The organism is Exiguobacterium sp. KKT215 (genome assembly GCF_055635335.1).
Window position 1 is genome coordinate 1,556,119 of sequence record NZ_CM145756.1, and the last position, 12,804, is coordinate 1,568,922.

General features: G+C 52.0%; 14 protein-coding genes. 7 read left to right on the plus strand and 7 right to left on the minus strand.

Going from position 1 to position 12,804, the window contains the following annotated elements:
• The first annotated feature begins 191 nt into the window (after positions 1–191).
• Together ACZ2GZ_RS08125 and ACZ2GZ_RS08130 are read left to right on the plus strand one after the other, a co-directional pair.
• Positions 192–752 carry a putative periplasmic lipoprotein gene (locus ACZ2GZ_RS08125; protein ID WP_214713655.1) on the plus strand — a complete coding sequence of 187 codons (561 nt, stop codon included), beginning with the start codon at positions 192–194 and terminating at the stop codon, positions 750–752.
• A gap of 149 nt (positions 753–901) precedes the next feature.
• Positions 902–1,597, plus strand: a complete 696-nt coding sequence (locus ACZ2GZ_RS08130; protein WP_214713657.1) for a queuosine precursor transporter — start codon at positions 902–904, stop codon at positions 1,595–1,597.
• Positions 1,598–1,628: 31 nt separating this feature from the next.
• Here the strand turns inward: ACZ2GZ_RS08130 and ACZ2GZ_RS08135 are convergent, their stop codons facing one another.
• A complete protein-coding gene (locus ACZ2GZ_RS08135) occupies positions 1,629–1,877 on the minus strand; it encodes a hypothetical protein (protein ID WP_029595550.1) in 249 nt (82 codons plus the stop codon).
• 145 nt (positions 1,878–2,022) lie between these two features.
• Here ACZ2GZ_RS08135 and ACZ2GZ_RS08140 point away from each other — a divergent pair, with 145 nt between their 5' ends.
• The 3 genes from ACZ2GZ_RS08140 (at position 2,023) to ACZ2GZ_RS08150 (ending at position 3,495) form a co-directional block, all read left to right on the plus strand.
• A complete protein-coding gene (locus tag ACZ2GZ_RS08140; RefSeq protein ID WP_021067352.1) occupies positions 2,023–2,379 on the plus strand; it encodes a PilZ domain-containing protein in 357 nt (118 codons plus the stop codon).
• An 87-nt stretch (positions 2,380–2,466) separates the two neighbouring features.
• Entirely contained in the window at positions 2,467–3,099 is a 633-nt protein-coding gene (locus tag ACZ2GZ_RS08145) for a hypothetical protein (protein ID WP_029595552.1), read from the plus strand.
• A gap of 123 nt (positions 3,100–3,222) precedes the next feature.
• A complete protein-coding gene (locus ACZ2GZ_RS08150; protein WP_021067350.1) occupies positions 3,223–3,495 on the plus strand; it encodes a hypothetical protein in 273 nt (90 codons plus the stop codon).
• A gap of 72 nt (positions 3,496–3,567) precedes the next feature.
• On the opposite strand, the gene ACZ2GZ_RS08155 is transcribed toward ACZ2GZ_RS08150, so the two are convergent.
• Both ACZ2GZ_RS08155 and ACZ2GZ_RS08160 read right to left on the minus strand, forming a co-directional pair.
• Positions 3,568–3,702, minus strand: a complete 135-nt coding sequence (locus ACZ2GZ_RS08155; protein ID WP_021067349.1) for a hypothetical protein — start codon at positions 3,700–3,702, stop codon at positions 3,568–3,570.
• A 56-nt stretch (positions 3,703–3,758) separates the two neighbouring features.
• The gene (locus ACZ2GZ_RS08160; protein WP_470295178.1) at positions 3,759–6,422 is read right to left on the minus strand and encodes a cation-transporting P-type ATPase; all 2,664 of its coding nucleotides are present in this window, start codon (positions 6,420–6,422) and stop codon (positions 3,759–3,761) included.
• A 251-nt stretch (positions 6,423–6,673) separates the two neighbouring features.
• On the opposite strand from ACZ2GZ_RS08160, the gene ACZ2GZ_RS08165 reads away from it, so the two are divergent.
• A complete protein-coding gene (locus ACZ2GZ_RS08165) occupies positions 6,674–7,708 on the plus strand; it encodes a PTS sugar transporter subunit IIC (RefSeq protein WP_214713661.1) in 1,035 nt (344 codons plus the stop codon).
• 41 nt (positions 7,709–7,749) lie between these two features.
• Here the strand turns inward: ACZ2GZ_RS08165 and ACZ2GZ_RS08170 are convergent, their stop codons facing one another.
• The 4 genes from ACZ2GZ_RS08170 to ACZ2GZ_RS08185 all read right to left on the minus strand — a co-directional run bounded on the left by ACZ2GZ_RS08170 (position 7,750) and on the right by ACZ2GZ_RS08185 (position 11,079).
• Entirely contained in the window at positions 7,750–8,796 is a 1,047-nt protein-coding gene (locus ACZ2GZ_RS08170; protein WP_470295179.1) for a lipid II:glycine glycyltransferase FemX, read from the minus strand.
• 231 nt (positions 8,797–9,027) lie between these two features.
• Positions 9,028–10,026 carry a Gfo/Idh/MocA family oxidoreductase gene (locus ACZ2GZ_RS08175; RefSeq protein ID WP_470295180.1) on the minus strand — a complete coding sequence of 333 codons (999 nt, stop codon included), beginning with the start codon at positions 10,024–10,026 and terminating at the stop codon, positions 9,028–9,030.
• 59 nt (positions 10,027–10,085) lie between these two features.
• Positions 10,086–10,574: a GNAT family N-acetyltransferase gene (locus ACZ2GZ_RS08180; RefSeq protein ID WP_214713666.1), complete on the minus strand. Its 489-nt coding sequence runs from the start codon at positions 10,572–10,574 to the stop codon at positions 10,086–10,088.
• Between the two features lie 79 nt (positions 10,575–10,653).
• Complete coding sequence (locus tag ACZ2GZ_RS08185) at positions 10,654–11,079, minus strand: OsmC family protein (protein WP_214713668.1); 426 nt, start codon at positions 11,077–11,079, stop codon at positions 10,654–10,656.
• Between the two features lie 95 nt (positions 11,080–11,174).
• On the opposite strand from ACZ2GZ_RS08185, the gene cls reads away from it, so the two are divergent.
• Positions 11,175–12,632, plus strand: a complete 1,458-nt coding sequence (gene cls, locus ACZ2GZ_RS08190; RefSeq protein WP_029595559.1) for a cardiolipin synthase — start codon at positions 11,175–11,177, stop codon at positions 12,630–12,632.
• The last annotated feature ends 172 nt before the right edge of the window (positions 12,633–12,804 follow it).

Consider the following 12,804-nt stretch of genomic DNA (forward strand, 5'->3'; position numbering starts at 1 on the left):
CCAAAATAGAAATGGTAATGCTGCAGCACGAGTTCGATTCTCGTCGGAGGCATCAAACGCATTCCGTGACACGGACCAACACAAGCACTTTCTCAAACCTTGAGAGAGTGCTTTTTTATTGTCGATCGCCCATCCTGATATTCCAATAAATGGTATGATGAATAAATACTTATCTATAAAGGAGACTCGATATGAAACGTATCCTCATCATACTTGCTACCGTCGCCTTATTGGCCGCCTGTACTGAACAGACGACAGTTCCTACGTCTGACTCATCCCCGAAAGCTAAACATGTCGTGATTGATGTATCTGAGACGCAACCTTTCTCCGAGCCCGTCCCGACCAAAGAAGAAATCACAATCTTTTTAGGGTATCTCGAATCTCTGAGCAGTGACACACTCGGGTCTTTGCGTGAATCAGAGCAATCGATTTTCCCCTGTGGGAAGTCTTGTGAAGATCGTCCGCTCGACGAAATCTCTGCGCAAATCGACAGTAACCGGGAAGGGCTCGAATCCGTCCGTGCCGACATTGATGAGATTCTCCCGGCGCTCGATCACCTTGTCGAATCTGACGCGTCAGGCATCGACCGTGAAGGGCTGACCAGCGTATTAAACGAACTCACAACCGTCAGCGAGGGAATCTCGCAGTTTTTAGAGGCTGACGATTGGGCATATTGGGAAGAAGCGCGCAGCCGATTGAATTACCTGTCATCGCTTATGAAAGGTATCTCCATTAATCTAAGTGGTGTATAATGGCATACCAACTAGATATATCGCTCTCACCAAAAACTATGGTGAGAGCTTTTTCCGTTTAGTCATGGAAACTGTCTTGACACGGTTTCCGTTCCTCTATAAACTTGTAAAGTTGACAGAATGAATGATTTGGAAGGAGTACGATCCCCATGCTCAATGAATGGTTATGGATTCCTTCTGCCTTGCTCACGCTCGGTCTACTCGTCCTCAGCTATAAGCTGTTCGGACGCGTCGGACTGTTCGCCTGGATTGCGATGGCCTCGGTCGTCGCCAACATCCAAGTGACGCAGCAGATTGTAATCGGTGGTTTCATCTTTACTCTCGGGAATATCGTCTACGGTTCCCTTTATTTAGCGACAGACATCTTGAATGAAAAATACGGTCGTCACACCGCCCGTAAAGGCGTCTGGCTCGGCTTCTTCATCTTGATCGTCTCGACCCTGCTCATGCAATATGCATTGCTCTATGAGCCGTTTGAAGAAGCACTGTTCATGCATGAGAGCTTCGAAGCGCTGTTCTCGATGCTTCCGCTCATCACGCTCGGTAGCCTCGCCGCGTACCTCGTCTCGCAACTGTTCGACGTCTTCATCTATTCGAAGATTCGCGCCAAGACGGGTGAGAAAAAACTGTGGCTTCGGACGACCGGTTCGACCGTCGTCTCTCAGTTCATCGATACGCTCACTTTCTGTACGATCGCCTTCTGGGGCATGGAATGGGATATCTGGTGGAACATATTCATCACGACATATGTCGCCAAGTTCATCATCGCATGGATGGCGACGCCGTTCATGTATTATGCGAAACGGACCGTCCCACAGGACGACGAAAAAGAAGAAGCAGCCTAAGCAAAACCGCGAGCCCATCGGCTCGCGGTTTTTACTTTCCTTTGATATGGAGCCGCACCGCATAAGGGCGTGCATCTTCAAGCGACGATTTCTCCCGACAAACGGTGAGTGCCACGTACGCGTCGATGGCGAGCGCCTCGATGGCCTCGTCCGTCGCCTCGACCTCTAGTATGGTGTAGGGCGGCAGTTGCTCGATTTTGACCCACTGCCCGTGTAGATTTTTCGCGTAGATGATTGGTTCGTCGATCGAATAGCGTCGGAGTAAGTCCTTGACATTCATACGATCCCTCCTTCACCAACTCTGTCTTTCTATTATAGAAAGCGTTTGCAATTCTGTAAACCGCGCTTCCTAAATTTTGGTGGCTCCCCCCTTCACGAATCGCCACAAATAGCCGATAATCTAGGTAGAGAAATGAGGTGAACCGATGCGCTATCGACGACAAGAAACGTTTCGCTATATTTTACCGAATCCCCGCTTCATCCCATATCGCCTCATTTGGGAAGACAAAGAACTGCATGACGGGGAAGCACAACTGCTCAATATCAGTGCCCACGGTCTGAAGATGCGGTGCGACTACTTATTCCCACTTTCTGAAGGATTGAAAGTCCAAGTCAAACTCGACCTCGTCCCGTTGATTCAACCGCTCGATCTGACAGGTCACGTCCGCCACCGCGGACAAATGGGAAGCCTATATGATTACGGGATCCGACTCGAATCAGACTCAGACGAGACCCAGCAACTCGTGACGATGATTAAAGCGTATGCTCGTGAAAACCAATGAGAACGTGTCGATTGACACTTCTCATTTTTTGTTCGCTTGATTCCGGGGTATACTAATGGAAACAGAGACAGACTCGAGGTGTTGGGCATGACTAGAAAGTTTTTACTCATTCCGTGGGCCGCCGCGATCGCGATCGCGCTCCTCGGCCCGAATGAACCGTTCTCGAGCCGGTTTTTGCTCGATTTCATCACGTATAACACGGACGCCTATGAAGGATATTCGCTTTCCCTTTTCAGCATCCTAGGCGTCTATCCGCTCGCCTTGTTCCCGCTTCTTTGGTCCGAGGTGAACCAGTTGCGCCCGAACCCGCTCTTACCGGCAGCGACCGGTTTCGTCGTCGGCGGCTTCATCATCGCCCCGTACTTGGCGTTCGCGCGGCAGTCGCCTTATCCGACACCGATTAAGCCGCTCCCGACGCGACTGCTCGGGGTGCTGCTCTTGCTCGTCACGATCGGCTTGTTCATCGCCGCCTCAACGACCGGGAACGTGGCCGAATATTGGTCTTACGTCGAACAGAACCAGTTCGTCCGGACGATGACGGTCGATTTCTTCTTGCTCGCCTTCATCCAAATCACGTTGATGAATCGGGATGCCAAGCGCTACAAGATGAGTTTGTGGCCTCTGCCTTATATCCCCTTGTTCGGTTTGTTGTTCTGGCTGATCATTCGCCATAAACAACCGTTCAACGAGGCACCACCGAACCGCCACAAATTAAAATGAGACGAGCCCCTTTCACATTCAACACGGAAGGGGCATCTCTATGGAAACCGGGATGACGGTTCCCAAATCAGGCCAGCTCCTTTATACTGAGAATTCAGCTTACAGACGAAAGAAGGTACACCAATGAGATTTTTTAAAGTGATGACGCATACGAACGACAGAGGCGAAGACATCATCTTGAGCGAATACTTCAAAATTAACGACAAACAAGTCGATCAGTTTTTGAAGGACACGCTCGAGCTTGATATGTACGACCAGAAAGTGACACTGAAAGAGTGTCAAATCGCCAAAGACCGTTGGGAATGCCCGGTCGGCGATTTCGTCGTCGTCGAGTATTTCAATGAGAAAGAATTCGACAAGATGACCGAGTATCGCAGCCCGGCACCGAAGAAATAACAGTAAAAAGGGATTTCCGACATTGATCGGAAATCCCTTTTTGTATGAATCGCCGATCAAGCATCGGCGTCCTTAGTTTGAGTCGTCATTGTCCTGTTCCGGGTCCGGATCTGGATGTTGGGTCGGTGCCGGTTTAGTGGCCGGATCTGACTCTTCATCCGGGACTGGATCTGGGTGTACCCCAGGTTGTGATTCATCACGTTTCATTGAGCATCCCTCCTCTGCATAATGCTTTAATTCCACATTCCGTCTTCACTAAAACATTAGTGTATGTCTTTGTTACCGATGACACGACGCGAGATGGCTTTCTCGATTTCGACGATGACAAAGACGATGAGACCGAACGCGACCGGATAAATCCAGTCTTGCAGCTCGAGCGGTGCCGTACCGAACAGCGTATGCATGAACGGGACGTAGGTGATGAACAACTGGAGCCCGATCAGTAGTGCTGAGACGACAAAGGCAATTTTATTGTCGAAGAAATGACGGTTGAACGCTGGCGCGAGCTCGGTCCGACAGTTGAACAAGTGGAACAGTTGCGCCATGACGATCGTATTGAGCGTAATCGTCTGCAATTTGTCGGTCGAATAATCGAAATCGCCGAGCATATAGTTGATGATTAAACTTCCGCCCCCGATCAAGATCGAGACGAACGTAATACGGAACACGTAATATCGACTTAGCAATGGCACGTTCGCCGGCCGCGGCGGCCGCTTCATCGTGCTCTCTTCAAGCGGCTCGAATGCGATGGCGAGCGAGAGCGTGATGGCGACGACCATGTTGACCCAAAGGATTTGAACCGGGCTGAGTGGTGCCGCTGCGCCAAGCAATATACTCATGGCGACGAGGAGTGCTTGACCACCGTTTGTCGGGAGCAAGAACAAAATCGTCTTCTTCAAGTTATCGTAGACACGGCGTCCTTCACGGACGGCGTTATAAATCGTCTTGAAGTTGTCATCGACGAGGACCATCTGCGAGGCCTCTTTCGCGACCTCTGTCCCTTTAATCCCCATCGCGACGCCGATGTCGGCCCGTTTCAAGGCCGGTGCGTCGTTGACGCCGTCCCCTGTCATCGATGTGATTAAGCCGTTCTGTTGTAACCCTTTGACGAGACGAAGTTTATCGTTCGGACTCGTCCGGGCGAAGACGTCATTATGGACCGACGCCTCTTTGATTTCTTCGTCGGACATATTCGTCAATTCTTTCCCTTCAAGGGCACCCTCGACTTCCATACCGAGTTCACGGGCGATGGCGACGGCCGTGTCTTTATGGTCGCCAGTGATCATCTTGATGCGAATTCCGGCATCACGGCAAGCCGCGACCGCTTCAATCGCTTCTTGACGTGGCGGATCGACGATGCCGTAAAGGCCGAGGAACGTGATGCCGTTCTCAACATCTTCATGGTCGACCGTTTCTTTGGAGGCGTCGACACGCTTGAATCCCCCACCGAGCACACGTTGTCCGCGGTCGGCAATCTCTTTTCGTTTCTCATCCCAGTAGGCACGGTCAAACTCCGTGTCTTCCGCCATATCGAACAGGCGGTCGGGCGCCCCTTTGATGAAAATCATGCGCTCACCCTTATAATCAACGAGCGTTGCCATATATTTGTACTCTGAATCGAATGGAATCTTCGAGATGACGTCTAACCGCTCAATCGGCCGCTCCGCCTTCTCAGCTAGCGTGAGCAAACATGCTTCCGTAGGGTCACCATTGACGACCCATTCGCCGCCTTCCTCGTACAATTGGGCGTCGTTACACGTTTTCCCGACCGTGAGCAAATCGATCATCGACTCGTCATCATCTAAATCGAACGGTTGACCGTTCAATTCTAAATCACCGTCCGGCGCATAACCGCTCCCTGACACTTCGATGTCGTGTTTGACCGTGACGACTTGTTTGACAGTCATCTCATTCTTCGTTAACGTCCCGGTCTTATCGGTACAGATGACCGATACGGCACCAAGCGTCTCGACCGACGGCAAGCTACGGACGATGGCCTTCTTCTCGGCCATGTTTCGGACGCCGAGCGCGAGGATAATCGAGATAACGGCCGGTAATCCTTCTGGAATCGCGGCGACGGCAAGACCGATCGTCGTCAGCATCAACTCAATCGGGTCGAAATCGCGGACGAAGTAACCGAACGCGTAAATGACGACCGAGATGACGAGGATGGCAATGGATACCGTCTGACCAAATTTTGTCGTCTGGCGAATGAGCGGCGTCTTCACCGTCTCGACTTCAGCAATCGAGGCGTTGATTTGGCCGAGTTCCGTGCCTTCTCCGATGGACGTGACGATTGCTTTCGCGCTTCCTGTCGCCACGCTCGTACCCGAATAAATCATGTTTTTGCGATCACCGAGGACGGCGTCTTCCGGTACGACTTGAATTTTCTTTTCGACCGTCGTCGCTTCACCCGTCAATGCCGATTCCTCGACTTTGAACTTCTCCGCTTGGATGACACGGGCGTCAGCCGGGACCTTGTCCCCGGCGGCAAGGACCAAGATGTCCCCGACGACGAGGTCACTCGAGTCGACTTGGCTCTGCTTGCCGTCACGGATGACGCTCGCCTTCGTCTCGAGTAACTTCTTAATACCTTCTAACGCTTGCTCCGCCTTGTTCTCTTGGAGGTAACCGACGACCGCGATAATCGTCACGACGAGCACGATGACGATCGTATCGATGTACTCCCCTAAAAAGCCGGTGACAACAGCGGCACCAAGTAAGACGAAGACAAGAATATCATTGAACTGACGCAAAAATTTTATGATTTCAGGTGTCTTCTCTTTCTCGGGCAATACGTTCTTTCCATACTGCTCTTGCCGACTTGACACTTCCCCTTTCGACAGACCACTGTTCGTGTCCGTCTCGAGCGAACTCTGTACCGCATCCGGTTCGAGTGCGTGCCAATTTTTGTTCTCCATCTGCATCTCTACTCCTCCTTGGTCATTCCTATATGAAAAGTCTTTCCCCTTTCTGTTCCCACTCCGGCCCGGACTGACACATCTGAGCTTGTTTTTCCCCAAATTTCACAGCTGATTTTGTTCACAATTATCCAATTCCGAAGATGGAAACGCTACCACCAAAAAAAGTCGTGTCAGATGGATGAAATGGCTTTACAGAACCGTTCGAATGGTTAACTATAGAGGAAATATAGAATAGAGAGAAAGAGGTACACCATATGGTCATTATTCAAGGTATCGCACTTTTACTGTTGATTCTTGCCTTATTCACATTATTCAGCTACAAAGCCCCGTTCGGGATGAAAGCGATGGGCGCCCTAGCCGGCGCCGCCATCGCCAGTTTCTTGGTCGAGGCGTTCAACGCCTATGCCATCGGCGGTCTACTCCCACTCCCTTTATATGAAGAAGTCGGACAAGCAGCCGGTTCATTATCAGGTCCGGCCGCAGCCGCGCTCGTATCGATTGCCCTCGGTATCAATCCGGTCTACGCGCTCATGCTCGGACTATCGGTCGCGGGCTTCGGGATTCTTCCCGGCTTTTTCGCCGGCTATATCCTCGCACTCGCCGGTCGCAAATTAGATCGGCATTTGCCGGCCGGTGTCGATATGATCTTTTACGTCATCATCATGGCTCCGCTCGCCCGTCTCGTGGCGACAGGCGTCGACCCGCTCGTCACGAACACGCTGACACAAATCGGTGCGGTCATCGAACTCGCCGCGACACAGAATCCGGTCGTGATGGGACTTGTCCTTGGTGGCATCGTCACGGTCGTCTCGACGTCGCCACTCAGCTCGATGGCACTCACGGCTATGCTCGGTTTGACAGGCGTGCCGATGGCCATCGCCGCCCTCGCCTTGACGGCGTCAATCTCGATGAATTTCTTGCTTTTCAAACGGTTGAACATCGGGACGAAGAAAGATCAACTATCGGTCGCGATCGAACCACTCACGCAAGCCGACCTCATCTCGGCGAACCCGATTCCCATTTATAGCGTCAACTTTGTCGGCGGTGCGATTGCCGGACTCATCGTCGCCATGACCGGCATGGTAAACGATGCCCCAGGCTCCGCTGCCGGTATTCCGGGATTGCTCGTCATGTACGGCTTCAATGATTGGCAGACCGTGACGGTGACGGCGGTCATCTTGTTCGGCGTCGGAATCATTGCCGGACTCGTCGGTAGCAAGCTGTTCCGTAACTTCCCGATTACGCGCCAAACTGAAAAAATGGCCGCTTCGGACGAAGATGCTGCATAATATGAAAGGTTCTCACTCCATCTCGAGTGAGAACCTTTTTGTTATCGTTCCGCTTTCACCTCGGTGACCGTCTCTCCGACCGGTGTCCGATAGAGCGGAAAGAAATCAGATAACCCGTAGCGGAGCAAATGGTCTTGGTTCAACCGATGATAGACCACCTCGTCGAGCACGGCTTGACCGATGTAATACGTGAGCGGCTCATCACCGGAGAAGCTCTGCTTGAAATCGAAGAGCGCATCTTCCCCGGTCGCACCGCCACCAAGATGCACGTATGTCTTCTCTTTCTCGATCGCGCGACGAATCATCTCCCGGAACAAGAAGTGGTTCGGTCGGAGTGCCAAGTAATCCGCATCCGATCCGCCGAGATGATAGTGGGCCCCGTCGTCCCCGAACAACATGAACACGCCCGCCACGATGACGCCGTCATGGACGGCAAACAACAACTCCGTCTCACACGTATCGCTGTTCCACAAATCCTCGAAGTATCGGTCCGGAAAATAATAGACGTCGTTCGCAGCACGCCGGTCCATCGTGGCTCGGTACAATCGAATGAACTCACACAGTTCATGGGACCGCCCACGAGCGACCGTCATTTGTTCACGGACAGCCCGCTTCACATTCCGTTTCGTCATCTTGCTGAAACGCTGCTCCAACTGCTCAAACGAATCATTCAGCCGGACATGGACCGTCTGACGAATCGGGACGGCTTGCCCGAACGCATGCATCAAGTCCGGATCGATGCGACAAGGGTGATAACGAATCGTCTCGGTGACGGTCGCTTGATTCTCGGGACGCTGCAGAAAGAGTCGGCGCGCCTCCTTGACGTCCTCGTTCGTGAAGTTGCCTTCACGGAACGGGCCGCCGTAACCGTACGCCGTCACGAGGTCATCATGGCGATGTGCGATTGGACGACGGATATACGGGTACAGCAAAATCCCATCATCCTTGGCCGCGATATACAACTCAGGCTGCTCGCCGGGTTCACAGTTGGCCAACACATAGTCGTAATGGTCATACGAATCACAGTTGACCTCCCGCAACCAGTTCTCCCACTCCCAACGGTGTTTCACGATTTGATTGAACATCATCCGTTCCCCTCTTCCTAAAGTTCGTCATTGGTTCGAAGCGTGACAGGACAGTCTGAAGTCGTTTCCTAATGTCTTGTTCCCATTCACCGCTGACTATTTGAAAGAGACGGATAGCTTTTTGTTGTTAACAAACATGAAGCGAGTTTGTTCATTCACAATAAAATCATCATGATTTCTTTTAAATTACGGAAAAAGACGACCGTGCCGAACACGGCAGGTCGTCCTACAAAATTATGAGTTGAAGTCGAGGACACGTTGGGAACGGGACGACTCACGGTCCGTCTCGATGACGCGTGTCGTCAAAAGCGCGTCATCAAGTGGGACGAGCGGACGTCGCGTCGTATAGCTATCCGCGAGCGCTTGATAGAATGTCACATAGCCGCCCGGTTCGATGTCGATCGTCGTTTCCGAATCCGTGACGACCGCTCCGGTCTCACGGTCGGGGCATCTGACTTCTCCGTTCCGGAGACACGCCTCCTGTGGATCGAGCCCGAATTTGAGGAAGCTGCCTTCCGTCCCGTGCACTTCGAACCGCGGCGCCTCGATGGCGATGAACGGGTTCGAGCGAAGATAGACCCGCTTCTCTCCATAATGCAACGTCACATGGAAACCATCATCGGACTGACCCTCGTCACGTTGTACCATGACATCGGCCGATACCTTGTCCGGCGCCCCGAACAAGACGAGTGCTTGGTCGATCAAATGACTGCCGAGGTCGAATAAAATTCCGGCGCCCGGCCCCGCGTTCTCGCGCCAACGGTCACGGACGATCGGACGGAACCGATCGAACCGGGACTCGAGCACTTTCCAATCGCCGAGGCGTCGTTCTTCCAGCAGCCGTTTGACGGTCAAGAAGTCTCCGTCCATCCGCCGATTATGGAACACGTTGACGATGCCGTCACTTGCCTGTTCCAGTCGGAGTAACTCCTCCCCTTCCTCGGTCGTCACGAACGCCGGTTTCTCGACGAGCACGTCTTTGCCTGCTGTCAGGCAATGTTCGACCATATCCTTATGTAAATGGGATGGTGTCGTGATGACGAACAACGAAGCGTCTGTCGCAAGTGCCTCGTCTAACGTCGCGTACACCGAGACGTCACCGAGTACGGCTTGTACATCCTCAGGGCGTGAAGAGACGACACCATCGATTTGGAAGTCATCGAGTTCCTGTAAAAAGGGTAAATGGAATGTCGTCGCGGAGAAGCCGAAACCGACAAGTATTGTATGAATCATTTTGTTTCCTCCCATCAATTCGCTTTTCAGTATACCAAAAAAAGGGGTTGGTTGACCCCTTATGCACTGACACTCTCATCCATATTGTATTCGAACGTGTTGTATCCGTCCCGTGAGTCCACGAAGACGAAGCCAAACCGTGGATAATAACTATTCAAGAACGCATTGTCGGCCACACAGTCGAGTCGAATCGGTTCATGTGTGTCGGCCTCACGCAAGACGTGCTCCATCAGTTGTTGACCGACGCCTTGGCCTTTTAACCGTTCGCTGACGACGATTCGATGGATGTATTGACCGCGTTCGCCATCTTCCCATAAATTGTGATCCCAGTCATCTGCCGGAAGTAAGGCGATCGAGGCCAATACCGATTCGTCTTGCTCGTACACGTAGACGTGTCCTGAAGTGATGTCCGTCTGCACCCGATCCATGAGGTCTTGCTCCAAATATTCCGTCCATTGGTCGCTACCTTGTTGTTTTAGCGCTACGGCTCGTTGTTCGATTAGGTCCGCGATGTGTTTGGCATCGCGTTTCGTCGCGAGTCGAATCATAACGTCCTCCTTTGTATTGCAGTATTTGAAATACAAATATAACGGACCGTTTCGACTCTTTTCAACCATCTTGCTCATATCACGTGAACGGGACGACCTCGCCTCCATTCAACTGATAACTATACGTCATTGTCGCGTTCAGACTGTGCGATACGGAACAGTAGCGATCAACCGACAACTCGATGGCACGACGGACCCGCTCTTCAGGCATGTCCCCATCGAGGACGTATAAGATGTGAATCGCCGTGAACTTCTTCGGATGTTCCGTCGCCCGGACACCGTCGATGTTCATCTCGAACCGCTCGAGCGGTAAGCGCATCTTATGCAAAATCGAGACAATATCGATGCCTGTACAGGCCGCCGTCGCCTGCAGGAGCATCTCGGTCGGCCGTGGACCGGTGTTGAGACCACCGACTTCCTCCCCGGCGTCGAGCGTCACATCATGCCCCGACGGCGTCGTCGTCTGGAACGCCATCCCTTGTTTCCAATTCACTTGTAAATGCATCTCTGTCTCCTCCTTATGTTTCGATAGCTTACTATTCCCTTGAATGAGGTATTATTAATCTATGCAGTGAAATTGTCGTTTAGGGAGTTGGTCGCATGGATTGGTCGGTCATTATTAGTTGGGGACTGTATATCGTCCTCGGATTGAATTTATTGTTCGCATTAGCCGTCATATTCGCGGAGCGCCGTGACGTCGGGGCGACGTGGGCATGGCTGCTCGTTTTATTTTTCTTACCAATCCTAGGGTTCATCGTCTACATGTTTCTCGGACGTCAGTTAAAGAAAGATAACTTCTTCAACTTGAGCGTCGAAGAGCGCTCGTTCCACGCCCTTCAAGTCGACAGTCAAATCGAGCAGATTCGCCGGAAAGAGACGATGATTGCTCAACCGTTATTCGAGAAGTACGAGCAATTGCTTGAGATGAATTTGCGCTCGTCAAAGTCACTCATTAGCGTCCACAACAAATCCGCCATCATGCATGACGGAGAACAGAAATTCAAAGCGCTCATGGACGATATCCGGAGCGCCGAGACGGAAATCAACATTCAGTACTACATCATTCAACGGGACGCGCTTGGGAAGGCGCTCATCCACGAACTGATCGAGCGTGCCAAGGCGGGTGTCAAAGTGCGTCTCCTCTATGACGCGGTCGGCTCGCGCAGCCTCCGCAACTCCGACTTCAAAGAATTGATTGCCAATAACGGCGAGGTCCGTGTCTTCTTCCCGCCGACGCTCGGTTTAATCAACTTTAAATTGAACAACCGGAACCACCGGAAAGTCGTCATCATCGACGGCAAAATCGGCTACGTCGGCGGCTTCAACGTCGGGACCGAATACCTCGGTCTCGTCGAGAAGTTTGGCTACTGGCGTGATACGCACCTTCGAGTCGAGGGAGACGTCGTCTACCATTTGCAACACCGGTTCATTCTCGATTGGAACTATTCCGGCAGCAAACATCACGACCCGGAGAACTCATTCTGTTTCGCCCGCCACGATATTAAGGATATGTCTCCAATGCAAATCGTGACGAGCGGTCCGAACTCAGACACGGAACATTTGAAAAACATGATGATTAAAATGATTATGTCGGCGAAGGAGCGCGTCATCATTCAGACGCCTTACTTCATCCCGGATACGAGTTTCATGGACGCCTGTAAGATGGCGCTCCTGTCCGGTGTCAAGATGGACATCATGATTCCCGGCAAGCCCGACCATCCGTTCGTCATGTGGGCGTCACTGTCATTCCTCGGCGAACTGCTCGACTATGGGGCGAACGTGTATATGTACGGGGAAGGTTTCCTGCACGCCAAGACGCTCGTCGTCGATGATGAGATTTCAACCGTCGGGACGACGAACTTGGATGCCCGTAGCTTCCGGTTAAACTTTGAAGTGAACGCCGTCATCTATGACGAGCGAGTCGCGCTCGAACTCGCCTCGTTGTTCGAGTCAGACGTCGCCGTCAGCCGGAAGTACACGATTGACGATTATTCAGCCCGGAAATGGACCGTCCGAATGCGCGAAGGCGTGTCACGATTGCTCAGTCCGATCTTATAACCTCCATTTATTGTAGTCGCCCTGTTGTGTCGGATTAGCCATCGACATGACGGGGCGATTTTGTTGGGTCGAAGGTGAACGTTTACCTCACAACAAGCTGTGACGGTTTCTCGTCATATTCTAAATTTTGTTAGCTTTTAAAAGAATACTCGCTAGTTCTTTCCCAATTTAG

Bases quoted from the DNA above. Each gene is read 5' to 3' on its own strand.
- ACZ2GZ_RS08175 (WP_470295180.1), bottom strand. From the start codon at position 10,026: ATGATTCATACAATACTTGTCGGTTTCGGCTTCTCCGCGACGACATTC.
- ACZ2GZ_RS08140 (WP_021067352.1), top strand. From the start codon at position 2,023: ATGCGCTATCGACGACAAGAAACGTTTCGCTATATTTTACCGAATCCC.
- ACZ2GZ_RS08135 (WP_029595550.1), bottom strand. From the start codon at position 1,877: ATGAATGTCAAGGACTTACTCCGACGCTATTCGATCGACGAACCAATC.
- ACZ2GZ_RS08130 (WP_214713657.1), top strand. From the start codon at position 902: ATGCTCAATGAATGGTTATGGATTCCTTCTGCCTTGCTCACGCTCGGT.
- ACZ2GZ_RS08180 (WP_214713666.1), bottom strand. From the start codon at position 10,574: ATGATTCGACTCGCGACGAAACGCGATGCCAAACACATCGCGGACCTA.
- ACZ2GZ_RS08125 (WP_214713655.1), top strand. From the start codon at position 192: ATGAAACGTATCCTCATCATACTTGCTACCGTCGCCTTATTGGCCGCC.
- ACZ2GZ_RS08145 (WP_029595552.1), top strand. From the start codon at position 2,467: ATGACTAGAAAGTTTTTACTCATTCCGTGGGCCGCCGCGATCGCGATC.
- ACZ2GZ_RS08160 (WP_470295178.1), bottom strand. From the start codon at position 6,422: ATGCAGATGGAGAACAAAAATTGGCACGCACTCGAACCGGATGCGGTA.
- ACZ2GZ_RS08185 (WP_214713668.1), bottom strand. From the start codon at position 11,079: ATGCATTTACAAGTGAATTGGAAACAAGGGATGGCGTTCCAGACGACG.
- ACZ2GZ_RS08165 (WP_214713661.1), top strand. From the start codon at position 6,674: ATGGTCATTATTCAAGGTATCGCACTTTTACTGTTGATTCTTGCCTTA.
- ACZ2GZ_RS08155 (WP_021067349.1), bottom strand. From the start codon at position 3,702: ATGAAACGTGATGAATCACAACCTGGGGTACACCCAGATCCAGTCCCG.
- cls (WP_029595559.1), top strand. From the start codon at position 11,175: ATGGATTGGTCGGTCATTATTAGTTGGGGACTGTATATCGTCCTCGGA.
- ACZ2GZ_RS08170 (WP_470295179.1), bottom strand. From the start codon at position 8,796: ATGATGTTCAATCAAATCGTGAAACACCGTTGGGAGTGGGAGAACTGG.
- ACZ2GZ_RS08150 (WP_021067350.1), top strand. From the start codon at position 3,223: ATGAGATTTTTTAAAGTGATGACGCATACGAACGACAGAGGCGAAGAC.